Here is a 25,189-nt window from a genome sequence, read left to right as displayed (position 1 = left end):
ACCGGCGACCGCGAGCGAGCGCCACGCCGGTCCGATACGGGCGTCGTCCAGGGCATACTGATATATCAGTCGCGCTAGGCTGGCGTTCCGACACGGAACCCACGAGACCGCGCCCCCGCCCCAGGAGGACACATGCCCAGCACCGACGCTGAGCAGGAGTACGTCTCCCTGGCGGAGCAGGCGTACCGCGCCCTGCGGGACCGGCTGATCCTGCTCGAGATCCCGCCTGGCGCCCCGATCAACGAGGGCCACCTCGCCGCTGAGCTCGGCATCGGCCGCACGCCGATCCGCGAGGGCCTGAAGAAGCTCGAGCTGGAGCACCTGGTGGTGTCGTACCCGCGCCGAGGGACGTTCGCCACGCAGGTGGACATCACCGACCTCGCCGACATCAGCGAGGTGCGGCAGGTGCTGGAGCCGCTCGCGGCCCGCCGCGCCGCCCGGCTCGCCCGCCCGCAGGTACGCGCGGAGCTGGACGCCGCTGCCAGGCAGATCGCGTCGATGGAGCGCGAGCCGGCGGACACCCGGTCCCTCATGGAGCTGGACCTGAGCGTGCACCGCCTCATCTACCGCGCCGCCGAGAACCCGCACATGACCGAGACGCTCGTGCGCCTCGACAACCTGGCCACCCGGATCTGGTGCCTGGTGCTCGACCGCCTGCCGTCCGCGTTCGAGCACGTGCGCGAGCACGCCGCGCTGCTCGAGGCCATCGTGGACCGCGACGCCGACCGGGCCGCCGAGCTCGCCTCCGACCACGTGCGGGACTTCGAGCAGGCGATCCGCGCCGTGCTCTACGAGCCCGCGAGGGGCTGACCGCCTCCACCCTGGACCGGCCGCACCCTCGGGCCCGCGGGCACGGCCGGACGGCCGACGCGAACGGCGATCATGGAACGGCCCACGGGAACCACGGCACCGCCGGCACGGCCCGGGGACCGCGATCCCGGCGTCAGACCTGTCGCCGCCACCAGCCTCGCCGCCGCCCGGGCCACCCGGCGATACGCGAGCGCGCCGAGATCCCGAGCGCGCCGAGACCCGGACAAACACCCCATTGACACGTGATCGCCGTCACCCTAGGTTCTACGCAACGCGGTTGCGGTGAGTGCAACCATGAGACGACGGAGTGCTCATGACGGTCCTTCGACCGGGCGGCAAGCCTCAGACAGACACCGGGTCGGACATCGACCTCCGAAGCAGCCTGAGCGGGCGGCAGCGGCCGAACGACGGGACCGGCATCGACGCAGCAGCGCGACGCCGGGTCGTCACCGCGAGCTTCATCGGGAACTTCGTGGAGTGGTTCGACTACGCGGTGTACGGCTACCTCGCCGCCACCATCTCGATGGTGTTCTTCCCGACGGCGGACCCCCAGGCGGCCCTGCTGTCGACCTTCGCCCTCTTCGCGATCTCCTTCCTCGTCCGCCCCCTCGGCGGCTTCTTCTGGGGGCACCTCGGAGACCGCATCGGCCGACGGACAGCGCTGTCGCTGTCGATCCTCATCATGTCGGCCGCGACCTTCTGCATCGCGCTCATCCCCGGCTACGCGAGCATCGGCCTGTGGGCGCCGGCGCTCCTGCTCGTCGCTCGGCTCGTCCAGGGATTCTCGGCGTCGGGGGAGTACGCCGGGGCGTCAGCGTTCCTGGTCGAGTACGCACCCGCCAACCGCCGCGGCATCTACGCCGCGGTCGTGCCCGCCAGCACCGCGGCCGGACTCCTCCTCGGGTCCCTCATCGCCACCCTGCTCACCGCGACGCTGAGCGCCGAGGAGATGCAGTCCTGGGGCTGGCGCCTGCCGTTCCTCCTCGCGGCACCGATGGGCCTGATCGGCCGGTACATCCGCAACAAGCTCGAGGACACGCCGGCCTTCCGGGAGCTCGCCGAGGACGACACGGTCGTCCACCCGCCGATGAAGAGCCTCTTCGTGCACCACTGGCGACCGCTGGTCAGGGCGGCCGGCGTCGTGCTGCTCAACGCCGTGGGCTTCTACGTCATCCTCAGCTACATGCCGACGTACCTGTCGGTGGAGCTGGGCCTGGACACCACCCGGTCCTACATCGCCACCACGGTCGCCCTGGCCACCTACATCGGCTTCATCTTCCTCACCGGATCGCTGTCCGACCGCTTCGGGCGCAAGCGGGTCCTCATCTCCGCGTCCGTGGCGTTCCTCCTCTTCACGGTGCCGGCCTTCGCGCTCCTGGACAGCGGCAGCTTCGTCACCGTCCTGCTGGTCCAGGTGGCGCTGGGCGCGATGCTGACCCTCAACGACGGCACGCTCCCGAGCTTCCTCGCGGAGATGTTCCCGACGCGCGTCCGGTACAGCGGCTTCGCCGTCAGCTTCAACCTCTCCAACGCCCTCTTCGGCGGTACGGCGCCCTTCGTGGCCACCCTGCTGATCGGCGCCACGGGCACCGACCTCGCGCCGGCCTGGTACCTGATGGCGGCCGCCGCCGTGGCGCTGGTCTGCGTGTGCCTGGCCCCGGAGACCAGCAGGTCCCCGCTGCGCATGGACTAGCGACCGCCCTCCCCGACCACCCACCGACCTACCGAGCGTCAAGCAACAAGCAACGAAGGAGCACCACCATGACCGCAACGTCCGCCGCCCCCACCTCGGTCGCCGAGCTCGAGCGCCTGAAGGTGCTGCACAACGGCACCAAGCAGCCGCTGACCTTCTCCGACGCCGAGTTCGAGCGCCGCCTGTCCGGCCTGCGCCAGATCATGGCCGCCAAGGACCTCGACGCGGTGATCCTGACCAGCTACCACGGCATCAAGTACTACTCGGACTTCCTGTTCACCTACTTCGGCCGCTCCTACGCGCTGGTCGTCACCGCCGACGACTCGGTCACCGTCACCGCCAACATCGACGCCGGCATGCCCTGGCGCACGAGCTACGGCGAGAACATCGTCTACACCGACTGGAAGCGCGACAACTTCTACCACGGCCTGCAGGAGGCCCTGCGCCAGCGCGGCGTGAAGGCCCGCCGCCTCGGCGTCGAGGACGACTCCCTCCCCCTGATCAACCGCCAGCGGCTCCAGGCCGCCTTCGACGGCGCGGAGCTCGTCGACGTCTCGCAGGACGCCATGCGCCAGCGCATGATCAAGTCCGCCGAGGAGATCGAGGTCATCAAGCACGGCGCCCGCATCGGCGACCTGGGCGGCGAGGCCATCCGGGCCGCGATCCGCGAGGGCATCACCGAGTACGAGGTCGCCCTCATCGGCACCGAGGCCATGGTCCACGAGATCGCGCGCACCTTCCCCCACCGCGAGGTCCGCGACACCTGGGTGTGGTTCCAGTCCGGCATCAACACCGACGGCGCCCACAACTGGGCCACCACCCGCAAGCTCCAGCGCGGCGACATCCTCTCGCTCAACTGCTTCCCGATGACGTCCGGCTACTACACCGCCCTGGAGCGCACGCTGTTCCTCGGCGAGCCGGACGCCCGCTCCCTGGAGCTGTGGAACGTCAACGTCGAGGTGCACCGCCGCGGCCTCGAGCTCATCAGGCCCGGCGCCGTGTGCAAGGACATCGCCGCCGAGCTCAACGAGATCTACGTCGAGCACGGCCTGCTGCCCAACCGCACCTTCGGCTACGGCCACTCCTTCGGCGTCCTGTCCCACTACTACGGCCGCGAGGCCGGCCTGGAGCTGCGCGAGGACATCGACACCGTCCTCGAGCCCGGCATGGTCGTCTCCATGGAGCCGATGATCACCGTCGCCGACGGCGAGCCCGGCGCGGGCGGCTACCGCGAGCACGACATCCTCGTCGTGAACGAGTCGGGCGCGGAGAACATCACCAAGTTCCCGTTCGGCCCGGAGCACAACATCATCCCCTGCTGAGAGCAGGCAGCCCGGGGCGCCGGCCGCGCGACACCGCCGGCCGGCGCTCCGCCCGCACCCGCCGACCAGGAGCGGGCCACACCGAGGGCTCGGCCAAGCACCACGCCAGCCGCCTCGCACCGCCGCACAGGGCACCGACCGCCGTCGCAGAGCGACTCCCGTCGCCCGTCACCACAGCCGGACGGTCGCCCCACGGCACCGCACCGTGACCTATTCTCCCCGCGGGCATCGCCGCCCAGCCGAAGGGACGCCAGCATGACCACCTTCAAGGAACCGCCGACCACCGGCGCTCTGACCACCGACACAAGGACCGCCGAGCCCTCGGCGCCGCCGGAACCCGCCGCGCCACCGGTTCCGGCGCGCAAGGGAAGGTCGGCCCGTCGACGGCCCCGCATGGTGGAGCTGCCGCGCTTCCGCGGCCAGATCCTGCCGCCGCTGGACCGCGCGATCATCAAGGCGCTGCCCCCGCTGCTGATCGTCGCCACGATCGCGGTGGTCACGGCGAACCCGGACGGTGCCGCGGGCGTCATCAACCGGATGCGCACCTGGGTGACGTCGGGGTTCTCGTGGTTCTTCGTGCTCTACTCCGTGATCGCGGTGGTGGTGTGCGTCTGGATCACGGTGAGCAAGGTCGGCGCGGTCCGGCTGGGCGGCCCGAAGGCCACCCCGGAGCACGGCCGCTTCGCCTGGTACTCCATGCTCTTCGCCTGCGGCCAGGGCATCGGCCTGATCTTCTGGTCCGTCGCGCAGCCCATCATGATGCGGGACGGCGCCCCGGTCATCCCCTCCGGCGCCAACCCCGGCGAGGGCGGCATCGTGTGGACCTACTTCCACTGGGGGTTCACGGCCTGGGCCATGTACTGCGTCGTCGCGGTCTGCCTCGCCTACTCCCACCACAACCTCGGCAAGACCCTCACCTTCCGCGAGGCGACCGTCGACATCCTGCCGTCGAAGGCGCGGCGCCCGGCCGGCGTCGTCGTGGAGCTGCTGGCCATCATCGCCACCGTCCTCGGGCTGGCCACCTCCTTCGGCTTCGCCTCCCTGCAGTTCACCTCCGGGGTCGCCTCCTTCACCGGGCTCGAGGCCGGGCCCGGCGTGTGGATCGCCGTGATCGCCGTGCTCGGCGGCCTCACCGCGATCTCCGCGTTCCTGGGCGTCAACAAGGGCATGAAGCGGGTCAGCGAGGCCAACTCGATCCTCAGCATCGTCCTCGTGGCAGGGGTGTTCGTCTTCGGGCCGACCGTCTACATCCTGTCGAACCTCTCCCAGACCTTCGGCACCTTCTTCTACCAGTTCGTCCCCATGAGCCTCTGGACCGAGGCCGAGAGCGCGGTGGCCCCGCTCGACAGCTGGCAGGACAGCTGGAGCGGTTGGTGGACGGTCTTCATCTGGTGCTGGGTCATCGCCTTCTCGCCCTTCGTCGCCGGGTTCATCGCACGCATCTCCCGGGGCCGCACGCTGCGGGAGTTCATCATCGGCGTCACCATCGTCCCGTCGCTGATCGTCATGGTCTGGGTGGGGGTCATCGGCTCCGCCGCCCTGCACTACGACGACGCCAGCGGCCGGTCGATCTCCGAAGCCGTCGCCCAGGACACCTCGGGCGGCCTGTTCGCGGCGCTCGACATGGTTCCCGTCGTCGGCGGCGTCCTGCTGGTGGTGGCCACGATCCTCGTCGCCACCTACTACGTGACGAGCCTCGACTCGGGCACCTACGCGCTCGCCGAGTTCGTCTCCGCGCCGAAGAAGTCCGGCCCGTGGTTCCGCGTGGTCCTCGTCGCCAGCATCGCCGCGGTCGCCCTGGTGCTGCTGTCCATCGGGGGCACCGCCGTCGTCGACACCGTCCAGACCGGCACGATCATCGGCGCGTTCCCGTTCTCCTTCGTCATTCTCCTGATGATCGCCAACCTGGTCCGCCGGCTCCGGAGCAGGGACAGGGCCGTCAAGGCCCTGGAGAAGGAGGTCAACGACCCGCACCACCGGCCCGAGGACGAGCTCGCCGCCGCCCAGGGCCTGGCCGTCCCGGCCGAGTCCGTCCCCGAGCGCTAGGCCCGACGGCGCACGCCGCGGCACAGCCGACCTGAGAGGAGAGGCATGGACGCCTCCATGCGACGCAGCACGGTCCAGATGTCCGAGATCGACGCCCACACCTACCGCGACTGGCTCGCGTCGGGGCAGGCGACGGTCTGGGTGCCGGTGGGGGCGCTGGAGCAGCACGGCCCCCACCTGCCGATGGGGACGGACGCGATCCTGTCCCGCCGGATCGCCACCGCCGCCGCCGAGGCGACCGGCGGCCTGGTCGCCCAGCCGGTGGCCTACGGGTACAAGTCCCAGCAGAAGTCCGGCGGCGGCAACCACCTCGCCGGCACCACCAGCCTCGACGCGAGCACGCTCATCGGGCTCACGCGCGACCTGGTGGTCTCGCTGCTGGGCCAGGGGGCGCGGCACGTGGTGCTCGTCAACGGCCACTACGAGAACTACCAGTTCCTCTACGAGGGCGTCGACCTCGCCCTGCGCGACCTCGGGCTCCGGCCGGGCGACGGCTCGTGCGTGCTGCTGCTGTCCTACTGGGACTACGTCTCCCAGGAGACCCTGCGATCCGTCTACCCGGACGGCTTCCCCGGGTGGGACGTCGAGCACGGCGGGGTGCTGGAGACGTCGCTGATGCTGCACCTCGAGCCGGAGCTGGTCGACCTCGGGCGCGCCGTCGACCACGCCCCCGCCGACCTGCCGCGGTTCGACCGGCTCCCGGTGGTCCCGTCCCGCACCCCGGCGACAGGGTGCCTCTCCGCCCCGACCGGGTCCGACGCCGCGAAGGGCCGGCTGCTCTTCGAGCAGGTCACCGCGGACCTGGCCCGCGACGTCGCCGCGGAGCTGGGACTCGCGTGCCGGGACGCGGAACCGCCGGTCGCGGGCCCGGAGGCCGGTCGATACGGTGACCGGGACGTCCCCGGGCGGGCCGCGGCGGAGCCGCTCGTGCGGGTCGACGCCTGACCGGCGGACATCTCGCACCCATCGGAAGGAGCACCCCCGTGGCGGCCACGGCACCGAACGTGACAGACGACGGCGACCACGACCTCTCGGGTCCGGACGCGGCCGGCCCGAACGGGTCCGGCCGCGTCCGGGCGGCGTCGGTCATCCTCAACGTCATCGAGGTGCTGCGCTGCTTCACCGTCGACGAACCGCTGCAGGGGGTGACCGAGATCGCCGCCAAGGTCGGCCTGCACAAGTCGAGCGTCTCCCGCATCCTCGCCACCCTGGAGGAGCAGGAGGTCGTCGAGCGCGACCCCGCGTCCCGCAAGTTCCGGCTCGGGCTCGGCCTGCTCGCGATGGCCGGGCCGCTGCTGGCGAACCTGGACGTCCGGCAGGTCTCCCTCCCCACGCTCCAGGACCTCAGCGCCACAACACGGGAGACCGCCGCCCTCATGCTGTGGAGCGGCTCCGAGGCCGTCACCGTCGAGCAGGTGGCCAGCCCGATGCAGGTCAAGCACACCAACCCGCTGGGTGCCCGGCACGGCACCGCGCTGAGCGCCTCCGTCCAGGTGTTCCTCGCCGAGATGCCGGCCGACCGGGTGCGGCAGCTGCTCGGCCAGGGGCTCCCGTCCCTCCCCGACGGCAGCACCGCGGTGGAGGACTACGTGGGGGAGCTGGCGCAGGTCCGTGAGCGCGGCTACGCGGTGAACCTCGGCCAGACCTCCCCGGAGGAGGTCGGCATCGCGGCGCCGGTGCGGGACCACCGCGGCGACGTCGTCGCGGCCGTCCTGCTCGCGGCCCCGTTCTTCCGGGTCGGGCCGGACCGCGTCGCGGAGCTCGGCGCGGCGTGCGTGGCGGCCGCCGCCCGCGTGTCCGCCCGCCTGGGCGCCGTCTCCCCCTGAGCCGGCCGGCGCTCCGCGGATCCGCTGACGTCGCGTGCCCGCCGGGCCAGGATGGGGGCATGCCCGGGCACACGCTGACACGCCCGCTGAACCGCCTGGCCGACGGGACCGTCAAGCAGGTCAACCCGCTCACCGGCACCGAGGTGTGGACGGTCCCGGGCCGCGGTCACCGCCCGATCTCCACCGCCCCCGCCGCCCGCGAGCGCCTCGACCCCGCCGGCGAGACGCGCACCTGCGCCTTCTGCCCCGGCCGCCACCTCGACACCCCGCCCGAGAAGGCCCGGCTCGTCCGCACCCCCGAGGGGTGGCGCACACTTCACCACCTGCCGGCCGAGGAGCTCGACGCCACGGTGGCCGAGTTCCGGCGCATCCCCAACCTCTTCGAGATCCTCTCCCTCGACTACTGGCGCGCGAACCACGGCTACCAGGTCCCGGCGTCGGCCCTCGATCACGAGCGCGAGTATGTCGCCACCCCCGCGGGGCGCACCCACGTCCTCCGCGTGCTGCGCCGTCGGCTCGAGGCGGCCGGGACGGCGGAGGCCGAGCGGGACGCGATGACGGAGGAGGAGCTGCTCGCCCGCGCGCAGGGCCTCTTCGCCGGCGGGCACGATCTCGTGGTCGCCCGCCGCCACCACGTGGACGGCGCCGAGTTCGACGACGAGCTGGCCTCCTCCGGGACCCTCACGCCCGAGGAGCACCACCACTACCTCGCGTTCACGGTCGAGACGATGCGGTCCCTGTACGAGGCCAACCGCCACGCCCGGTACGTGGCGGTCTACCAGAACTGGCTGCGCCCGGCCGGGGCGTCCTTCGACCACCTGCACAAGCAGCTCGTCGCCATCGACGAGCGCGGGCGCCAGGTCGACCACGAGCTGGACCTGCTGCGCACGCGGCCGGACCTGTACAACGCGGCGGTCCTCGAGGTGGCGCTGACCGAGGGCCTGCTCGTGGCGGAGAACGACCACGCGGTCGCGCTCTCGGGCGTCGGCCACCGCTACCCCACGCTGGAGGTGTGGTCGAAGTCCGCCGCCGCCGTGCCGTGGGAGCTGACGACGGCGGAGCTGCGGGACTTCTCCGACCTCCTCCACGCCTGCCACGCCGCCACGGGCGCCGGGGTGCCGACCAACGAGGAGTGGCACCACCGGCCCCCGGACGCCCTGCGGCCCATGCCGCTGCGGGCGATGCTCAAGTGGCGGGTCTCGACGCTGGCCGGGTTCGAGGGCGGGACGAAGATCAACCTCAACACGATCTCGCCCGACGACCTGCGCACCCGGGTGGTCCGGCGGCTGGCCGAGCTGCGGGAGGCCGGCGGCATCGCTCCCGTGCCGGTCGGCGACGAGTGCGCGGGACGCCCCGGGTCGCTGCGCTACCGGGACGCGGGCTGAGCCGGGAGGCCGCCGTGGCCCTCGCCGTCTGCCTCCTCCTCGACGCCGCCGCGGACCGCGCGCTGCGGGCCCTGTGGACCCGCCTCGAGGACGCCGGCGTGCCGACCCTGCTGAGCCACACGCACCGCAACCACGTGCCGCACCTGTCCTACGCCGTGCTGCGGACCTACGAGGTGGAGGCCGTGCTGGGCGCCGTCGCCGCGCTCCCGGACGCGGGTCCCCTCGTGCTGCACGCCGACGCCCTCGGCCTGTTCCGGCGGGGCCGCGCCTCCCTGGTGCCCGCCGTGACGTCCGAGCTCGCCGGCCGGCAGGAACGGGTGGTCGAGGCGGCGGTCGGCACGGGCGCCGACCTGCACCGCAACTACCGCCCGGGCACCTGGGTGCCGCACGTCAGCCTCGCGACCCGGGCACGGCTCGGGGACCTGCCGGCCGTCGCCGCCCTGGCCTACACGGTGCTGCCGATGCGGCTGCCCGTCAGCCGCGCCGCGCTCGTGGACAGCTCCACCGGCCGGCGGTGGCCCCTGCCGGTCATCCCGTGACGCGCACCGTGCCGTCGCCGCTCGGCGCCGCCCCGGACCGCGCGGTGACCACGGCGGCCGGCACCAGCACGCCGAGCCAGGGCAGCGCCCACGACCACAGGCCCATCCCCAGCAGCCCGGTGTGGAAGGCCGCGATCCCGCCGAGCCCGGCCACGCGCCGGCGCGGGTCCCGGGAGAGCGCGAGCGCCCCGATCGTCGCCTCGAACCCGATGCCGACCAGCGGCACCCACACGCGCGGGTGCCGACCGAAGGTGGCGGTCCACAGGTCCGGGAGGGGCCCGAGGTTCCAGGGGGAGACCCCCTGGAACCAGGCGCCCATCCCGGCGTAGGAGGCGGGCCGGGCGATCACCATGTACGTGTTGAGACCCGCGCCACCGACCATCATGGCGCCGGCGACGCGGGCGACGCCACGCGCCCACGGCGGGGAGGGGTCCGGCGGCAGGGAGGGGACCGGCGGTGCTGACGCCGTGCCAGGTCCGGGCGGTGCCGGAGCCGCGCCGGCCTGGGGAACCGCCACCTTCGGGGACCGTTGCTGCCTCATCGCCGCACCTCCGCCGTCGTCCTCCCTTTCTACCGGGACGACGGCGGAGCCGCGGGCTTTCGGTGCCGCCGTCAGGCGCGGGCCCGGACCAGCTCCGGCAGGTCGTCGAGACGGGCGAAGAGCCGGTCGAAGACGTTGGCCCGGTCGAACTGCAGGCCGTGCGCCCTCGCCCGCTCCTCCCAGGCGCGGCGCTCCTCGGCGGGCATCCCGACGGCACGGTCCAGGGCGGCGGCGATCGCGGCCGGGTCCTCGACCGGGACGACGATCGCGCAGTCGCCCACGGCCTCGCCGATCCCGCCGGTGTCGGTGGTGATCACCGGCCCCCCGCCGGCGAGCATCTTCTCCACCAGGGCGATGCCGAAGGTCTCGACGAACTCCGGCAGCGGCTTGCTGGGCAGCGCGTAGGCGGCGCTGCCCGCCATGAGGTGGGGCTTCTCGGCGTCGTCGACGTCGTCGAGGAACAGGATCCGGTCCGCGACGGGGGAGGCGGCCGCCTGCGCGCGCAGGCTCGCCGCGGCCGGCCCGTCGCCGGCGACGACGAGCCGGACGTGCTCGTGCACCGTGCTGGCGGCGAAGCCCTCGATGAGGTCGTCGACGCCCTTCGCGGGGCTCAGGCGTGAGAGGAACAGCACGTACCCGTCGCGCTCGAGCCCGCGGGCGGCCAGCGCCCGGTCGGTCTCGGCGGGGTCGAGGTCGAGGTAGGCGGAGGTGTCGATGGCCGGGTAGGAGATGGCGACCCGCTCGCGGCACTGGTCGGCGAAGGTGGTGCCGTGGCGGGCGTCGATCGCCGCGGCCTCGGTGACGATGAGCTCGCGGGTGTACTCCGAGACGGCCACGCACACGTCCGCGGAGAGGTAGCTGGACAGCACGTGCGCCGCGGCGCCGAAGCGGCCCTCGTCCACGCAGGAGCGCACCACGTTCGTCACGTCCGAGCCGACGGCCTCGGCGATGGTGGTGACGCTGACGGGCAGGCCGGTGCTGCGGGCGACGCGGACGGCGTCCGCGACGGCCACGGTGTGCGGGCTGAGGTACAGCGACATGCACACGGTCGGCACGCCGTCTGTGAACAGCTCGACCAGCCGCCCGGTGATCCCGGCGAGGTAGCGGCCGTCCGGGACCTTGTAGTCCCCCACCGGGCCCGGCCGCTCCACGACGATGCCCTCGCTGTAGGGCAGCACGTGGTCCAGCGGCTTGAGGGGCAGGCCGGTGGCCTGGAGGCGCTCGATCGGCCAGGTGACGATGCGGACCTCGTCGAACCCGCGGGTCAGGGCCGCCTCGGCGAGGTTGCGCGCCTCGCCGGAGTGGCCGCAGATCACCGGGTCCGCCCGGACGACGATCACCAGACGGCGCTCAGGGGTGGTCATGACAGTGCTACCTCCACTGCGGTGAGGTGTGAGACGTCAACTCCTCGCTGAGAGGTCATGGGCATGACGTCTCAGGGAGAAGATGACATCTCGGCGGAAGATGGGGTGGGCCCGTTGAACGACGGCGGCCGGTGGGCCACGGCCGTGCCCCAGTCCGACGGCGTGGCCGCGAGCTCGAGGAGAAGTGTGCCACCCGCATGGACCTCGTTACCCGTCAACCACGTCCGTTCCAGCGGCGCGCCGTCGAGCGTCGCCGAGCGGACGTACTGCGCCGGCCCGCCCGGCTCCGGCTCGACGAACCCGGAGGTGGCGATCTCCAGGCAACCGCCGGGGACGTCGATCCTCGCGTGCCGGAACGCCGGCGCGTTGACCAGGAACAGGTTCTGCCCCGCCACGGGGAACAGGCCCAGGGAGGCCCAGACGTACCAGGAGCTCAGGGCGCCGGAGTCGTCGTTGCCGGGCAGCCCGCCGCGGCCGGTGCCGAACTGGTGCTGCAGGGCCGCGTGCACCACCTCGGCGGTCCGGTCCGGGCGGCCCGCGTACTGGTAGGCCCAGGGTGCCTCCATGTCGGGCTCGTTGTTCAGCCCCTCGAACCGGTCGAGCCCGTACCCGCGCGCCATCTCCGCGGCGGAGGGCCGGGTCCCCGGCTGGGTCACCGGCTCGGCGCCGAAGCCGAAGAACCGGTCGAGCAGGCTGACGAACGCCTCGTCCCCGCCCGCGAGCGCGATGCGCGCCGCCATGTCGTGCAGCAGGCGGAAGGAGTAGTTCCACCGGCCGCCCTCGTAGAACGTGGAGTCCTTGAGCAGCCCGGTCGACGGGTCGAAGGCGTTGCGCCACTGCGCGGCGAGCGGGGCGAACTGCGCCACCAGGGCACGGTCGCCCACGTGCTCGGCCACCTTGGCGGTGCACCAGTACCCGAAGGCCAGGTCGAGGGTGTGGCTGATCGGGTGGGCCTCGCCGCGCAGGAGGAAGTCCTCGCCGTACATGCGGCGCAGGTCGTTGTGCATGTGCACGAGGGCCCACTCCCAGTCCATGCCGGGCAGGCCGAGCTGGCACAGGTCCGCGAGGAACGTCTGGGCGAGCGCGGAGCCCTGCCGGGAGAACTGGTCGGCGCCGCGGGACATGCGGTACCCGATGGGCAGGTTGCCCTCCTCCTCGCAGATGTGGATGAGCGCCTCGGCGAGCTCGACCGCCCGCTCGGGCACGAGCGTGGTCAGCAGCGGCAGCTGGGTCCGGTAGATGTCCCACATCGTGCTGATGTCGAACGCGAACGGGCCGTCGGTGGGCCAGAACGGGCTCTCGCCCCGGGCCAGGCAGGGCTTGAGGAGGGAGTGGTAGAGCGCCGTCGAGAAGATCGTCTCCCGCTCGGCCGAGGGGGTGTCCACGGTGATCCTGCCGAGGTGCTCGCGCCAGACCTCGGCGGTGGCCGCCCGCCGGTGGCCGAAGCTGCTCGGCCCGGGGCCGCAGTCGCGGTAGAGGTTCTCGCGGGCCTGCTCCTCGCCCCGCAGGGAGAACCCGAGGCGCAGCTCGACCACCTGGCCGGGCTCCGCGGGGCCGGCCCACATGAGGCCGAACGGGCGCAGCGTCGTGGGTCGGATGGAGTCGAAGTCGAGGCGCGTGCCGCCCGGCATGAGCCGCCTGTCGTACCAGAGCATCTGCCGCCACTGCTCGGCGTCGCACTCCGCGTGGACGGCGAGCGGGGCGCCCTCCATGACGATCTCGCCCTGCGCGACGCCCGGTGCCAGGGTCTGCAGGTGGGCCCGCAGCGGGATCGTCGCCCCGTACGGGATGGCCAGCCCGCCGAGGGAGAGGTCCACGACCAGCCGAGCGTTGCGGTGGGCGGGGAACGTGTAGCGGTGGACGGCGCTCCGAGGCCCGACGGTCACCTCGCACCGGATGCCCGACGCGAGGGTTGCGGCGTACCAGCCAGGCTCCGCCTCCTCCTCGACGATCTCCCACAGCGTGCCGAGGGCGTCGAGCGGCTCCAGCATCGGCGTGACGCGGAAGTAGTTGTAGTACTTGCGGATCGCGCCCGTGCCGGACTGCTGGAAGTGCGTGAACCCCGAGGCCACCTGGCGCTCGTGCATCGTGCCGGGGACGCCCTCGGTGCTCAGCTCGTAGCGGCCGTAGCCGGTGGGGTACGCGCCGGAGTACGCGCACGCGGACACCATGCCGAGCGGGTAGGCGGCGCCCGGATGGGTGTTGCCGATCTGCGGCTTCGGCCACCACCACGTGGCGGCGAGGCCGGACGGTGGCGGCAGGTCCGTGACCTCGGTGCCGATGAACGGGTCAACGCGCTCGAGCACGCCCGGCCCCCTCCCCCGCCCCGGCGGCCGGCCGGGCGCGCGCGACGACGATTCGCATGACCGGACCGTAGAGCGTGCGGATGCGCGGCGCCCGGCCGACACGGTCCACGGCCCATACAGTGGTGGGAGCGGCTACGGGCGGAGGCAGCGATGTCGAGCAGCGAGCAGGGCGCCACCAGGCCGGTGGTCACCCTCTTCGAGACCTACGGCGCCGGCGCGAGCTACGTCGGCCCCCGGGTGGCCGAGGCGCTCGGCCTGCCGTTCCACCGCCAGGCGTTCAGCTCCGAGGATCTGGAGGCCGAGGAGGCGCGGCGGGAGAAGGAAGGTCTGCTCTCCCGCGTGTTCAGCGCGATGGGCCACGGCTACGCCGGCCCCGAGGGGGGCGCCGTCCCGGTCGCTCAGCGCGACCGCTACGAGCTCGTCATGGAGAACACGCGCATCGTCCAGGAGGAGGCGGAGCAGGGCGGGGTGATCATGGGCCGCAACGGCGCCTTCATCCTCGCCGGGCGCCCCGCCAGCCTGCACGTGCTCCTCGACGGCCCGGTGGAGAAGCGGATCGCACGCGCCGCCCGGGAGACCGGCATCGGCCCCGAGCGCGCCGCCAGGAGGCAGAGGCGCGAGGACGAGGTCCGCGGTCAGATGTCCCTCGACCTCTACGGGTGGGACCCGCGCAGGCCGGACCGGTACGACCTGGTCATGAACACCGGGTCGCTGTCCCTCGACGAGTGCGTCGCGATCATCGTCCACGCCGCGCGCGTCCGTGCCGGCCTGGCGGAGGGGCCGGCCATGCCGTCGGCCGCGCCGCCTCCCGCGGGCGGCTGAGGTGCTCCGTCGCGGGCTGCAGGACCCGCCGTCCGGCGGCATAGTGGTGACGTCCGAGACCCTGCCTAGGAGGACCCGTGGCCGACCTGTCCCAGCTCGCCGCTGCTCACCTCGCCGCCGCGAAGGCCGACGAGCGCGGTCGCAGCCCGGAGCTGCTCGTGCACGACGGCCCGCTGCGCCAGACGATCATCGCGCTCGCGGCGGGCACCGAGCTGGCCGAGCACAACTCGCCCGACGCCGCCAGCCTCCAGGTGCTCCTCGGCCGGGTGCAGGTCACCGGCGACACCGTCGAGCTCGCCGCCGGTCAGCTGGCCGTCCTGACGCACGAGCGGCACGCCGTCCGCGCCCTCGAGGACTCGGTGTTCCTGCTGACCACGGTGACCAGCGTCGGGCAGACGGCCGAGCCGCAGCGGGGACGGTAGCTCCGTCACGCGGGAGGCGCCGCGGCCCGGGCGTGGAGCCCGGTCCGCGGCGCCTGTGGTGCCCCTGGGAAGGGCGCGCGGTTCCCTGTCAGAAGGCCGACGGGCGAGCCACGTAGCCCGCCTTGCCGACCGCCTCGACGAGGTCGTCGACGCTGGCCCTCGTGGCGTCGTGGCCGACCTCCACGCGTCCGCTGGCGAAGTGGACCTTCACGTCCGTGACGCCGTCGAGCCGGCCGACCTGCTTCTCGATCTTGGCGACGCACGAGGGGCAGGAGAACCCCTCGGCGCGCAGGACGGTGCGGGTGGTGGCGGGTGTCTCGGTGCTCATGGCCCCGACCTTTCTGTTCCTCAGCCGCGGGCGGGTCCCGGGCTGCTGGTTGTCACGCTAGGTACGCGAACCGTTCGGAACCATGACGCGCGTCAATCAACCGCAACCGGCTCCGGCTGCGGCCCGGCGGGACCGGGTGTGCAATGTCGGCGAGGGAGGGACTCGCAGTGGAGTGGTTCGGTGCCGGGGACTACGACGCCGCCCGGTTCGTGCTGCAGCGCGGCATCGCGTTGCTCTACCTCGTCGCGTTCGTCGTGGTGCTGCGTCAGTTCCGGCCGCTGCTCGGTGAGCACGGCCTCCTGCCGGTCCCCCGCTTCCTCGAGCTGGCCGGCGGGCGGGCCGGACCGACCTTGTTCCGCCGTCGCTACTCGGACCGGCTGCTGCTCGCGGTCGCCTGGGCGGGCGTGGTGCTGGCGCTGAGCGTCGTCGTCGGGCTGCCGCAGTCCGGTCCGCCCTGGGTGCCGATGCTGGTGTTCCTCGCGATGTACGGGCTGTACCTCTCGATCGTCAACGTCGGGCAGGTCTTCTACGGCTTCGGGTGGGAGTCCCTGCTGCTGGAGGCCGGCTTCCTCGCCGCGTTCCTCGGCTCGGACGAGGTGGCGCCGCCGGTCGTGGTGATCTTCCTGTTCCGCTGGCTGGTGTTCCGCGTGGAGTTCGGCGCCGGGATGATCAAGATGCGCGGCGACGTCGTGTGGCGGGACCTGACGGCGCTGTACTACCACCACGAGACCCAGCCGATGCCCGGGCCGCTCAGCTGGTTCTTCCACCACCTCCCCCGCCCGCTGCACAAGGTCGAGGTGGCGGCCAACCACGTCACCCAGCTGATCGTGCCGTGGCTGCTCTTCGCGCCCCAGCCGGTGGCCACCTTCGCGGCCGCGGTCGTCGTCGTGACGCAGGGGTGGCTGGTGCTGTCCGGCAACTTCGCGTGGCTGAACTGGCTCACCATGGTCCTGGCGTTCTCCGCGGTGTCCGACGACGTGCTCGGCCGGGTCCTGCCGCGCGGCGACGCCGCGCACGCCCCGACGCCGGTGTGGTTCGTGGTCGTCGTACTGGCGGTCGGTGCGTTCCTGGTGGTGCTGAGCTGGTGGCCCGCGAGGAACCTGGTCTCGAAGCGCCAGGCGATGAACGCCTCGTTCAACCGGTGGCACCTCGTCGGCGCCTACGGCGCCTTCGGTTCCATCACGCGGCGCCGCTCGGAGGTGGTGGTCGAGGGCACGGAGGACGACGACCCGTTCACCACCGACTGGCACGAGTACGAGTTCAGGGGCAAGCCCGGCAGCGTCGACCGGTGGCCGCGCCAGTACGCGCCGTACCACCTGCGGCTGGACTGGGGCATGTGGTTCCTGGCGCTCGGCTCCCCCTCGCAGCACCGGTGGTTCACGATGCTGCTGCGCCGCCTGCTGGAGGCCGACGGCCCCACCCTGCGCCTGCTCGCCCACGACCCCTTCGAGGGGCGCCGTCCGCGCTACGTCCGGGCACGCGTGTTCCGGTACCGGTACTCCACCCTCGACGAGCTGCGCCGTAAGCACCGGTGGTGGGCACGCCAGGAGGAGGGCCTGCTCGTCGCTCCCCAGGACCTGGCGTCGATGCGCCGGCTGGGCTGAGGAGCCGGGCCGAGCGGTGAGGTCAGGACCTCGCTGCGACGAGGTCGCCGTCGTCGTCGGAGGCCGGCTCCACGAGGTCGGCGTACTCCTCATGACGCTCGACGTAGGCGGCCACGTAGGTGCAGACCGGCACGACGCGCCGACCCTCCTTCCGGGTCTCGTCCAGGGCGTGCCCGACGAGCCGGCCCGCCAGGCCCCTGCCGGACATCGCGTCGTCGACCCTCGTGTGGTCGAAGATGCGCCGGTCCCCGTCGTCGAGGTACTCGGCCACGCCGACGACCGCGTCGTCGACGAGGATCTCGAACCGGTTCTCGGCCGCGCGAACTGTGGTCTCCATGACGGGCCCAACAACGGACCGGGCCGCCCCATTCCGGAACGGGCCCGGCCCCTCCCGGTGGCGAGGCCATGGCCGCCGTCCTACGGTTGGTATGACCCAACCAATCGCCAAGGAGGCACTGCATGACTGTGTCCACCGCACGTCCTACCGCCGACTACCGCACGCTGGTCGAGCTCGGCACGTACCGCGAGGCGCAGAGCCTCGTCGACCACCTGTCCGACAACGGCTTCCCCGTCGGCGAGGTCCGCATCGTCGGGTCCGGCCTGCACACGGTCGAGCAGGTCACCAGGCGCGTCACCAACGGCGCCGCCGCGCTGCGCGGCGCGGGCAGCGGCGCCTGGTTCGGCCTGCTGCTCGGACTGCTGCTCGGCCTCTTCCTGCCCGGCGCCGCCTGGCTCGCCGTCCTCCTCACCGCCGTCGTGCTCGGTGCCGTCTGGGGGGCCATCTTCGGCTTCCTCGCGCACTGGAGCACCCGCGGCGAGCGTGACTTCGCCTCCGTCAAGGGCCTGGAGGCCGACCGCTACGAGGTCCAGGTCAGCGCCACCGAGCTGGGACGCGCCCGGCAGGTCGCCGGCCTCTGAGCCGACCGGGGCCCCGCGCGGCGTCCCCCCGCCTCGCCGGTCCGCTCGCGACCCCCGCGGCGCCACGGCATGCTCGTGGCATGAGGGCGAGCATCGCGTGCCTGGTGATCGACGCCGGAGATCGCCGGAGGGTGGCCGACCTCTGGCTCGCCGCCCTGGGCCGGCAGGAGCGGGAGAGGCCATGAGACCGAGAACGCTCGCCGCCACCGCGGCCGCTGTCGTGGCGACGGCGGTGGCCGGCTCCCTCGCGACCGACCCGGACGACCGGTGGTACCGCGACCTCGACAAGCCGTCGTGGCAGCCGCCGCCCGTCGCCTTCCCCGTGGTCTGGACGGCGTTGTACGCCGACATCGCCGCGGCCTCGGCCGCGGTGCTCAGCGACGAGGCGCCCACGCCGGCCGACCACCGGGCGTACCGCGTGGCCCTCGGCACGAACCTGGCCCTCAACGCCGGCTGGAGCTGGCTCTTCTTCCGCTCCCGGCGGCCCTGGCTCGCGGCGGCGGAGTGCCTCGTGCTCACCGCGAGCTCGGCGGACCTCGTGCGCCGGACGGCCCGCGTCCGCCCGCGTGCCGGGGCCGCCCTGGCCCCCTACGCCGCGTGGTGCGCCTTCGCGACCGTCCTGTCCACGGCCATCGCCCGCCGCAACTGACGGTCCCGGCCGAAACCCGCTCCGCGGGCGCGGCGACCTCCGTACGGTGACCTCATGACGTACGGCCGCCTCGGCAGGTTCACCGCGCAGCCCGGTGGCCGCGACGAGCTCGTGGCCGTGCTGCGCCGGGCGGCCGAGGCCATGCACCGCGACCCCGGCTGCCTCCACTACGTGGTCGGCACGTCGCAGGAGCCGGACGCCGTCTGGGTGTGGGAGGCCTGGACCGACAAGGCGGCTCACGACGCCTCTCTGGAGCCCCCCGAGGTGCGGGAGACGATCGCCGCGGCGATGCCGCTGATCGCCGGCATGTCGGACGTGGCGGAGCTGGACGTCGTCGGGGGCAAGGGACTTCCGGAGGAGCACGCATGAGCCCGACCCCCACCGGTTCGCTGAGCGCGACCGCCGACGGCCGTGACCTCGAGCTCGCCCGCACCCTCGACGTACCCGTGGAGGAGGTCTGGGCGTGGCTGACCGAGCCGGACAAGACGGCTCGCTGGATCGGCAGGTGGTCGGGCGCGCCGGGCGTCGGCCGCACGGTCCGGTTCGCCATGACGTTCGAGGAGGGCGGCTTCGAGTCCGACGTCACCATCCTCGCGTGCGAGCCGCCGCGGCACCTGGCGGTCGAGCTGGGCGAGGAGGTCGGCGGCTGGCAGCTCGAGGTCATCGTCGCCGAGGCCGGCGGAGGCAGCACCGTGACGCTCCTCCACCACCTCGACGACGGCGCCGCGCTCGCCGAGGTCGGGCCCGGCTGGGAGTACTACCTCGACAACCTGCTCGCCGCGCTGGCGGGCCGCTCGCCCGTGCAGTTCGCGGACTACTACCCCGCCCAGTCCTCCTACTACGCGGGGCTCGACGGCGGCGCGGGATCCGAGGCCCGCGAGGCCTGAGGCCCGGCGCAGTCGGAGGTCGGTGCCCGGGCATACGCTGCGCCGGTGAGGATCCTGGTCTCGACCGTCGACGGCGGCGCGCAGCTGCGCCCGCTCCCTGACAGCGCCGAGGCCGGCCGGGAAGGTGGTGCGGGCGCCGCGGGACGGGTCGCCGCAGACACGCCGGCGGGTGGGACCGTACCCGCCGCGGCGCTCCCCGGACGCGTCCGCGAGCTCGAGACCGCGCACCGCCCCAGATGGGTGTGGGCGGACACGGCCTCCGTCTACCCGCCGCTCCTGCGCGCCGGCGTACGGGTGGAACGCTGCCAGGACCTCCGCCTGTGCCACGCGATCCTGCGGCACGCCGCCGCGAGCGCCGGGTCCGAGATCGCCACGTCCCCGGAGGGGCCGTGGGACCACCACCCCGCGGACCCCGACCACGAGCCGACGCTCCTCGACGCCGTCGCCCCTGAGCTCGGCCCCGAGGACGTCCTGGCCGAGCAGGTCCGCCAGGACGCCGCGGTGGAGGCCGCGACCGAGCCCGGCCGGCTCCGCCTGCTGCTCGCCGCCGAGTCCGCGGGCGCGCTGCTCGCTGCCGAGATGGCCCACGACGGACTGCCGTGGGACCGCGACGTCCACGACCGGCTCCTCACCGAGCTGCTCGGTCCCCGTCCCGCCCCCGGCGGACGTCCGCCGCGGGTGGAGGCGCTCGCCGCCGAGATCAGGCAGCACCTCGACGCCCCCGGCCTGAACCCCGACTCCGCGCCCGAGCTCCTTCGGGCGCTGCACTCGGCCGGCGTCGAGGTGGCCACCACGCGCAAGTGGGAGCTGGTCCGCCACGACCACCCCGTGATCCCGCCGCTGCTGGAGTACAAGAAGCTCTCCCGCCTGCTCAGCGCGAACGGGTGGGCGTGGATGGACACGTGGGTGCGCCCCCGGCCGGGCGCCGCCCGCTCACGCTTCCACCCCGACTACGTCCCGGGCGGGGTGGTCACCGGCCGGTGGGCCACCAGCGGCGGCGGGGCGCTGCAGCTGCCCAAGCAGGTCCGGGCGGCTGTCGCGGCCGACCCCGGCTGGCGGCTCGTCGTCGCCGACGCCGCCCAGCTCGAACCGCGGGTGCTCGCCGCCATGTCGCACGACACGGCCATGGCGCGGGCGGCGCAGGGCGGCGACCTGTACCAGGGCCTCGTCGACCAGGGCATCGTCGACACCCGTGCCCGCGCGAAGGTGGCGATGCTCGGCGCGCTCTACGGGGCGACCACCGGCGAGGCGGGCCAGCTCATGCCGCGGCTGCTGCGCGCCTACCCACGCGCGACCGCCGTCGTCGAGGACGCCGCGCGCACCGGCGAGCGCGGCGGGGTGGTCAGCACGTGGCTGGGCCGGACCTCCCCGCCCCCGCCGGAGAGGTGGTGGGAGGCGAGGCGCCGCGCGGCCGACGCCGACGCCACCGGCGAGGACACCCGGCGCGCCCGGCAGCTGGCGCGCGACTGGGGCCGGTTCACCCGCAACTTTGTCGTGCAGGGCACCGCCGCGGAGTGGGCGCTGTGCTGGATGGCGGAGCTCCGGCTGCGGCTGCGGTCCATGGGCGCGGCGCGCGGCGACCTTTCCTCCCCGGACGGGACGGCGACGGGGCCGCACCTCGTCTTCTTCCTCCATGACGAGGTCATCGTCCACACCCCTGCCGAGCTGGCTGACGACGTCGCGGCCGCCGTCCGCGGGTCCGCCGCCGTGGCGGGGCGCCTGCTCTTCGGCGACTTCCCGGTCGACTTCGCGCTCGACGTCGCCGTCGTGGAGAACTACGCGCAGGCCGGCTGACCGGGCGTCTCCGCCGGGACGACGACGGCCGCGTCGGGGTCGAGACGCACCTGCACGTGCGACGGCAGCTGCACGGCACCGGGGGCGACGGCGGTCGCCGCGGTCCCGTCGGGCAGGAGGACGTCCACCTCCGTGCGGCCCCGCACGAACCGGGTCGCCACCGCCGGCACCTCGACGTCGTGCCCGCCGGCCCAGCCCTCACCCGTCACCACCTGCAGGGCGCCGGGCCCCAGGCCCACCACGACGCGGCCGCTCGGGCCGGTGGACGCGGGCGCAGCCGCGGACCCGGTTGACGCCTGGGCCGGGGCGGAGGTGCCGGACGCGATCGTCCCGCGCAGGGGCACCTCCCCCAGCGACGTCACGGCGACGTGGTTGCGCGTCTCTGCGGGCAGGAACGGCCCGTACCCCAGGAACGCCGCGACCCTGCGGTCAGCCGGCACGCGCCACAGCCGGGCCGGCTCGTCCACCTGGGCCAGGTGACCGTCGATCATCACGGCCACCCGGTCGGCCACGGTGAACGCCTCGTCGTGGTCATGAGTGACGTACAGGGCGGTGGTGCCGGTGCGGCGGAGGATGTCGTGCAGCTCCGCGGTGAGCCGGTCCCGCAGCCCGCGGTCGAGCGCGGAGAGCGGCTCGTCGAGCAGCAGCAGCTTCGGCTCCGGCGCGAGCGAGCGGGCCAGCGCCACCCGCTGCGCCTGCCCGCCGGAGAGGGTGCTGACCGCCCGGGGGCCGTAGCCCTCCAGGCCGACGAGCTCGAGCAGCTCCGCCACCCGCCGCGCCCGCACGGCGCGCGGGACCCCGGACATGGCCAGCCCGTACGCGATGTTGCCGGCGACCGAGCGGTGCGGGAAGAGCTGCCCCTCCTGGAACATCAGGCCGAAACCGCGCCGGTGCACGGGCACGTTCGTCACGTCCCGCCCGTCCCAGGACACCGACCCCGCGGCCACGGGCTCCAGCCCGGCGACGGCCCGCAGCAGGGACGACTTGCCCGACCCCGACGGCCCGAGGAGGGCGAGGATCTCGCCGACGGCGACGTCCAGGTCCACCCCGGCGACCGCCGTCGTCGCGGTCTTCCCCGCCCCCTCGTACCGCACCACCAGGTCACGCACCGCGAGGCCCCGCTCGCTCACCACTCGGTCGCCTCCTTCGTGCGCAGCCGTTCGGCCACGCCCATCACGGTCGCGGTCAGCACGGCCAGCAGCACGGCCGCCGCCATCGCCATGCCGTAGTTCTCGGCGCCCGGCCGGCCGATGAGCCGGAAGATCACCACGGGCAGGGTGGGGCGGTCGGGGCGGGCCAGGAACGACGTCGCCCCGAACTCTCCGAGGGAGACGGCGAACGCGAACCCGATGGCCAGCCCGAGCGCCCGGACGAGGAACGGGCCGTCGACGGTGGCGAGGACCCGGCCCGGCGACGCCCGCAGGGTCGCGGCGGCCTCGCGCAGCCGTGGGTCGATCGCGCGCAGCACCGGCAGCACGGTGCGCACGACCATCGGCACCGCGACCACCGCCTGGGCGATCGGCACGAGCACCGCGGAGGTGCGCAGGTCCAGCGGCGGGCGGTTCAGGGTGATGAGGAACCCGAACCCGACCGTCACGGCGGAGACGCCCAGGGGCAGCATGAACAGCGCGTCGAACAGGTTCACGGCCCGGCGGGCGGCGCGGCGCCGCGGCCGGCGGGAGACGACGAGCGCCACGAGGGTCCCCACCACCACGGCCATGACGGTGGCGTCGACGGCGGTGCGCAGGGAGTTCTCGGTGGCCTCCCACACGGTGACGGTCAGGGCGTTGTCCCCGCCGGTGGTGCCCAGGTTGACGTAGTTGGCCAGCCCCCAGCCGCCGTCGGGCGTGCGGAAGGACCGCACCACCAGGCCGGCGAGCGGCAGGCCGAGGAGCCCGACGACGACGGCGGCCGTGAGGGCGGCGGGCAGCGCGTCCGGTCCCGGCCGGAGCCCGCCGCCGCGCCGGGCGACCAGCGTCAGCCGGTGCCCGGTGTCGGCGTCGGTGCGCAGCCGCAGGGCCCGCTCCTGCCGGCGGCGGCTGCGCCCCGCGAGGGCGAGGGCGGCCGCGACGACGACGAGCTGGACCACCGAGAGGACCGCGGCGGCGCGCAGGTCGAGGAACTGGGTGGTCTGGATCCAGATCTCGGTCTCGATGGTGCCGAACCGGATCCCGCCGAGCACGAGCACGACCCCGAACGCGGTGGCGCAGAACAGGAACACCATCGACGCCGCGGAGGCGATCGCCGGGGCGAGCGCGGGCAGCGTCACCGTGCGGAACGCGCGGGCCGGCGAGGCGCCCAGGGCGCGGGCCGCCTCCTCGGCGCGCGGGTCCAGCCGCTGCCACATGCCGCCGACGATGCGCACGACGAGGGCGTAGTTGAAGAAGACGAGCGCCGCGACGATCGCGGCGAAGGTGCCGTCCAGGCCGAGGAACCCCAGGGGGCCGCCCTCGGCGAGGAGCGCCCGGAACGCGACGCCGACCACCACGGAGGGCAGCACGAACGGGACCGTGACGAACGCGCGCACCAGCGCGCGGCCACGGAAGCGGCACCGGTAGAGCACGTACGCCCCGGGCAGGCCCAGGAGCACGGACAGGGCCGTGCCCAGGCTCGCCTGCGCGAGCGTGAGGCCGACGATCCGCCACGTCCGTGACCGGGTGAAGACGTCGGCGAACGCGCTGAGGTCGAGGGCGCCGTCGGAGACGAAGCCCCGCCCGACGATGGCGAGGACGGGCCAGGCGAAGAAGACACCGAGGAAGACCAGCGGCACCGCCGTGGCCAGCGCCCATCCCAGCCGGCGGACCATCAGCCGGTCACGATGTCGGACCAGGTGGCGATCCAGTCCTCGCGGTGCGCGTTGATGGTCGCCGGGTCGACGGTGAACGGGTGCTCGGCGAGGGGGGCGTGCTCGGCCCACGCGGCGGGGAGCTCGACGGTGTCGTCGACGGGGTACATGTACATCTGCCCGGGGATGTCGGCCTGGACCTCCGGGGAGAGGAGGAAGTCGATGAAGGCGTGCGCGCCCGCCTCGTTCTGGCCGCCCGCGATGACCCCGGCGTACTCGACCTGCCGGAAGCAGGTGTCGAGCATGGCGCCCGTGCGCGGCTCACCGCCGCCCTCGGGCACCTCCGCGGCGGGCGAGGAGGCGTAGGAGAGCACGATCGGGCGCGGGCCGGCGCCCTCGGAGCCCGAGAAGTCGACGTAGTAGGCGTCGGACCAGCCCTCGACGACCTTGACCCCGTTGGCCTTGAGGTCCTTCCAGTACTGCTGCCACCCGTCCTCGCCGAACGCGCCGACCGTGGCGAGCAGGAAGGACAGGCCCGGCGACGAGGTCGCGGGGTTGGTGACGACGAGGAGGTCCTTGTACGCCGGCTCGGTGAGGTCCTCCAGGGTGGTGGGCTCCGGGACCCCCTTCTCGGCGAACCACCGGTGGTCCACGTTGAGGCAGACGTCGCCCATGTCGACAGGGGTGAGCGAGCCGGAGTCGTCGGCGGCGTACTGCTCGGCGGAGGCGGGCAGCTTCTCGGAGGTGTAGGGCTCCAGCACGCCCGCGTCGATCGCGCGGGCGGCGAAGGAGTTGTCGATCCCGTAGACGACGTCCCCGAGCGGGGAGTCGGCGGTGAGGATCAGCTGGTTGACCAGTGCTCCGCCGTCGCCGGGGGCGACCATCTCGAGCTGGTAGCCGGTGTCGGCCTCGAACTGGTCGAGGAGGTCCTGGCTGAGGTGGAAGGAGTCGTGCGTGACGACCGTGAGCCTCCCGCCGCCGGTCGAGCTGCCCGTCCCGTCGGCGGCCGCTCCGCCGTCGTCCCCGCCGCCGAGGCTGCAGCCCGCCAGGGCGAGCGCGGCGGCGGCGGTGGCCGCGGTGGTCCGCGCGAGGCGGCGGCGCGTGGTGCTGGTCATCAGTGCGTCCTCCCAGGATGCAGGAGGGGCTGC

General features: G+C 73.6%; 24 protein-coding genes. 16 read left to right on the top strand and 8 right to left on the bottom strand.

Annotated features, from left to right (window positions below):
- Positions 1 to 132 precede the first annotated feature (132 nt).
- From ATJ97_RS12920 to ATJ97_RS12885, 8 genes are all read left to right on the top strand, one after another.
- On the top strand, positions 133 to 810 hold the full coding sequence (locus ATJ97_RS12920; RefSeq protein WP_098484096.1) for a GntR family transcriptional regulator: 678 nt from the start codon (positions 133 to 135) through the stop codon (positions 808 to 810).
- A 313-nt stretch (positions 811 to 1,123) separates the two neighbouring features.
- The gene (locus tag ATJ97_RS12915) at positions 1,124 to 2,503 is read left to right on the top strand and encodes an MFS transporter (protein WP_098484095.1); all 1,380 of its coding nucleotides are present in this window, start codon (positions 1,124 to 1,126) and stop codon (positions 2,501 to 2,503) included.
- A gap of 68 nt (positions 2,504 to 2,571) precedes the next feature.
- On the top strand, positions 2,572 to 3,825 hold the full coding sequence (locus ATJ97_RS12910; RefSeq protein WP_098484094.1) for a M24 family metallopeptidase: 1,254 nt from the start codon (positions 2,572 to 2,574) through the stop codon (positions 3,823 to 3,825).
- Positions 3,826 to 4,080: 255 nt separating this feature from the next.
- Entirely contained in the window at positions 4,081 to 5,871 is a 1,791-nt protein-coding gene (locus tag ATJ97_RS12905; RefSeq protein ID WP_342746901.1) for a BCCT family transporter, read from the top strand.
- Between the two features lie 45 nt (positions 5,872 to 5,916).
- Positions 5,917 to 6,816 carry a creatininase gene (locus tag ATJ97_RS12900; RefSeq protein ID WP_098484092.1) on the top strand — a complete coding sequence of 300 codons (900 nt, stop codon included), beginning with the start codon at positions 5,917 to 5,919 and terminating at the stop codon, positions 6,814 to 6,816.
- A gap of 38 nt (positions 6,817 to 6,854) precedes the next feature.
- Complete coding sequence (locus ATJ97_RS12895; protein ID WP_245862483.1) at positions 6,855 to 7,697, top strand: IclR family transcriptional regulator; 843 nt, start codon at positions 6,855 to 6,857, stop codon at positions 7,695 to 7,697.
- Between the two features lie 59 nt (positions 7,698 to 7,756).
- Positions 7,757 to 9,082 (top strand): DUF4921 family protein, encoded by a 1,326-nt coding sequence (locus tag ATJ97_RS12890; protein ID WP_098484091.1) that lies wholly within the window; start codon positions 7,757 to 7,759, stop codon positions 9,080 to 9,082.
- Positions 9,083 to 9,096: 14 nt separating this feature from the next.
- Positions 9,097 to 9,621: a 2'-5' RNA ligase family protein gene (locus ATJ97_RS12885; RefSeq protein WP_098485449.1), complete on the top strand. Its 525-nt coding sequence runs from the start codon at positions 9,097 to 9,099 to the stop codon at positions 9,619 to 9,621.
- Here ATJ97_RS12885 and ATJ97_RS12880 read toward each other — a convergent pair.
- The 3 genes from ATJ97_RS12880 to ATJ97_RS12870 all read right to left on the bottom strand — a co-directional run bounded on the left by ATJ97_RS12880 (position 9,611) and on the right by ATJ97_RS12870 (position 13,832).
- Positions 9,611 to 10,162, bottom strand: coding sequence for a hypothetical protein (locus ATJ97_RS12880; protein WP_143427021.1), 552 nt, complete (start codon positions 10,160 to 10,162; stop codon positions 9,611 to 9,613). The genes ATJ97_RS12885 and ATJ97_RS12880 overlap by 11 nt on opposite strands.
- Before the next feature lie 71 nt (positions 10,163 to 10,233).
- Positions 10,234 to 11,526, bottom strand: coding sequence for a glycosyltransferase (locus ATJ97_RS12875; protein ID WP_098484089.1), 1,293 nt, complete (start codon positions 11,524 to 11,526; stop codon positions 10,234 to 10,236).
- A gap of 71 nt (positions 11,527 to 11,597) precedes the next feature.
- Complete coding sequence (locus ATJ97_RS12870; RefSeq protein WP_098484088.1) at positions 11,598 to 13,832, bottom strand: glycoside hydrolase domain-containing protein; 2,235 nt, start codon at positions 13,830 to 13,832, stop codon at positions 11,598 to 11,600.
- Between the two features lie 150 nt (positions 13,833 to 13,982).
- On the opposite strand from ATJ97_RS12870, the gene ATJ97_RS12865 reads away from it, so the two are divergent.
- Complete coding sequence (locus ATJ97_RS12865) at positions 13,983 to 14,654, top strand: cytidylate kinase-like family protein (RefSeq protein WP_098484087.1); 672 nt, start codon at positions 13,983 to 13,985, stop codon at positions 14,652 to 14,654.
- Between the two features lie 77 nt (positions 14,655 to 14,731).
- Entirely contained in the window at positions 14,732 to 15,076 is a 345-nt protein-coding gene (locus ATJ97_RS12860; RefSeq protein WP_098484086.1) for a cupin domain-containing protein, read from the top strand.
- Between the two features lie 88 nt (positions 15,077 to 15,164).
- Here ATJ97_RS12860 and ATJ97_RS12855 read toward each other — a convergent pair whose 3' ends face one another.
- Positions 15,165 to 15,404 (bottom strand): heavy-metal-associated domain-containing protein, encoded by a 240-nt coding sequence (locus tag ATJ97_RS12855; protein ID WP_098484085.1) that lies wholly within the window; start codon positions 15,402 to 15,404, stop codon positions 15,165 to 15,167.
- Positions 15,405 to 15,571: 167 nt separating this feature from the next.
- Here ATJ97_RS12855 and ATJ97_RS12850 point away from each other — a divergent pair, with 167 nt between their 5' ends.
- Positions 15,572 to 17,008 (top strand): lipase maturation factor family protein, encoded by a 1,437-nt coding sequence (locus tag ATJ97_RS12850; RefSeq protein WP_098484084.1) that lies wholly within the window; start codon positions 15,572 to 15,574, stop codon positions 17,006 to 17,008.
- 22 nt (positions 17,009 to 17,030) lie between these two features.
- Here the strand turns inward: ATJ97_RS12850 and ATJ97_RS12845 are convergent, their stop codons facing one another.
- Entirely contained in the window at positions 17,031 to 17,345 is a 315-nt protein-coding gene (locus ATJ97_RS12845; protein ID WP_098484083.1) for a GNAT family N-acetyltransferase, read from the bottom strand.
- A gap of 122 nt (positions 17,346 to 17,467) precedes the next feature.
- Between ATJ97_RS12845 and ATJ97_RS12840 the strand changes: the two genes are divergently transcribed.
- The 5 genes from ATJ97_RS12840 to ATJ97_RS12820 all read left to right on the top strand — a co-directional run bounded on the left by ATJ97_RS12840 (position 17,468) and on the right by ATJ97_RS12820 (position 21,256).
- The gene (locus ATJ97_RS12840; protein ID WP_098484082.1) at positions 17,468 to 17,926 is read left to right on the top strand and encodes a YflT domain-containing protein; all 459 of its coding nucleotides are present in this window, start codon (positions 17,468 to 17,470) and stop codon (positions 17,924 to 17,926) included.
- 181 nt (positions 17,927 to 18,107) lie between these two features.
- Entirely contained in the window at positions 18,108 to 18,575 is a 468-nt protein-coding gene (locus tag ATJ97_RS12835; protein WP_098484081.1) for a TspO/MBR family protein, read from the top strand.
- A 54-nt stretch (positions 18,576 to 18,629) separates the two neighbouring features.
- Positions 18,630 to 18,944: a putative quinol monooxygenase gene (locus ATJ97_RS12830; protein WP_098484080.1), complete on the top strand. Its 315-nt coding sequence runs from the start codon at positions 18,630 to 18,632 to the stop codon at positions 18,942 to 18,944.
- Positions 18,941 to 19,462: an SRPBCC family protein gene (locus ATJ97_RS12825; RefSeq protein ID WP_098484079.1), complete on the top strand. Its 522-nt coding sequence runs from the start codon at positions 18,941 to 18,943 to the stop codon at positions 19,460 to 19,462. Before ATJ97_RS12830 ends, ATJ97_RS12825 begins: the two co-directional genes overlap by 4 nt.
- 45 nt (positions 19,463 to 19,507) lie before the next feature.
- On the top strand, positions 19,508 to 21,256 hold the full coding sequence (locus tag ATJ97_RS12820; RefSeq protein WP_245862481.1) for a bifunctional 3'-5' exonuclease/DNA polymerase: 1,749 nt from the start codon (positions 19,508 to 19,510) through the stop codon (positions 21,254 to 21,256).
- Here ATJ97_RS12820 and ATJ97_RS12815 read toward each other — a convergent pair.
- The 3 genes from ATJ97_RS12815 to ATJ97_RS12805 are packed head-to-tail and all read right to left on the bottom strand — an operon-like array spanning position 21,238 to position 25,156.
- Positions 21,238 to 22,389 (bottom strand): ABC transporter ATP-binding protein, encoded by a 1,152-nt coding sequence (locus ATJ97_RS12815; protein WP_098484078.1) that lies wholly within the window; start codon positions 22,387 to 22,389, stop codon positions 21,238 to 21,240. The two genes, ATJ97_RS12820 and ATJ97_RS12815, sit on opposite strands and share 19 nt — an antisense overlap.
- Positions 22,383 to 24,062, bottom strand: a complete 1,680-nt coding sequence (locus ATJ97_RS12810) for an ABC transporter permease (protein ID WP_098484077.1) — start codon at positions 24,060 to 24,062, stop codon at positions 22,383 to 22,385. The genes ATJ97_RS12815 and ATJ97_RS12810 overlap by 7 nt, the downstream gene beginning before the upstream one ends.
- Positions 24,062 to 25,156 (bottom strand): thiamine ABC transporter substrate-binding protein, encoded by a 1,095-nt coding sequence (locus ATJ97_RS12805; RefSeq protein WP_098484076.1) that lies wholly within the window; start codon positions 25,154 to 25,156, stop codon positions 24,062 to 24,064. Before ATJ97_RS12805 ends, ATJ97_RS12810 begins: the two co-directional genes overlap by 1 nt.
- Positions 25,157 to 25,189 lie beyond the last annotated feature (33 nt).

The organism is Georgenia soli (assembly GCF_002563695.1).
GTDB lineage: Bacteria > Actinomycetota > Actinomycetes > Actinomycetales > Actinomycetaceae > Georgenia > Georgenia soli.
Note: the sequence above shows the minus strand (reverse complement) of the source record. Positions and strands in the feature narration are given on the sequence as shown.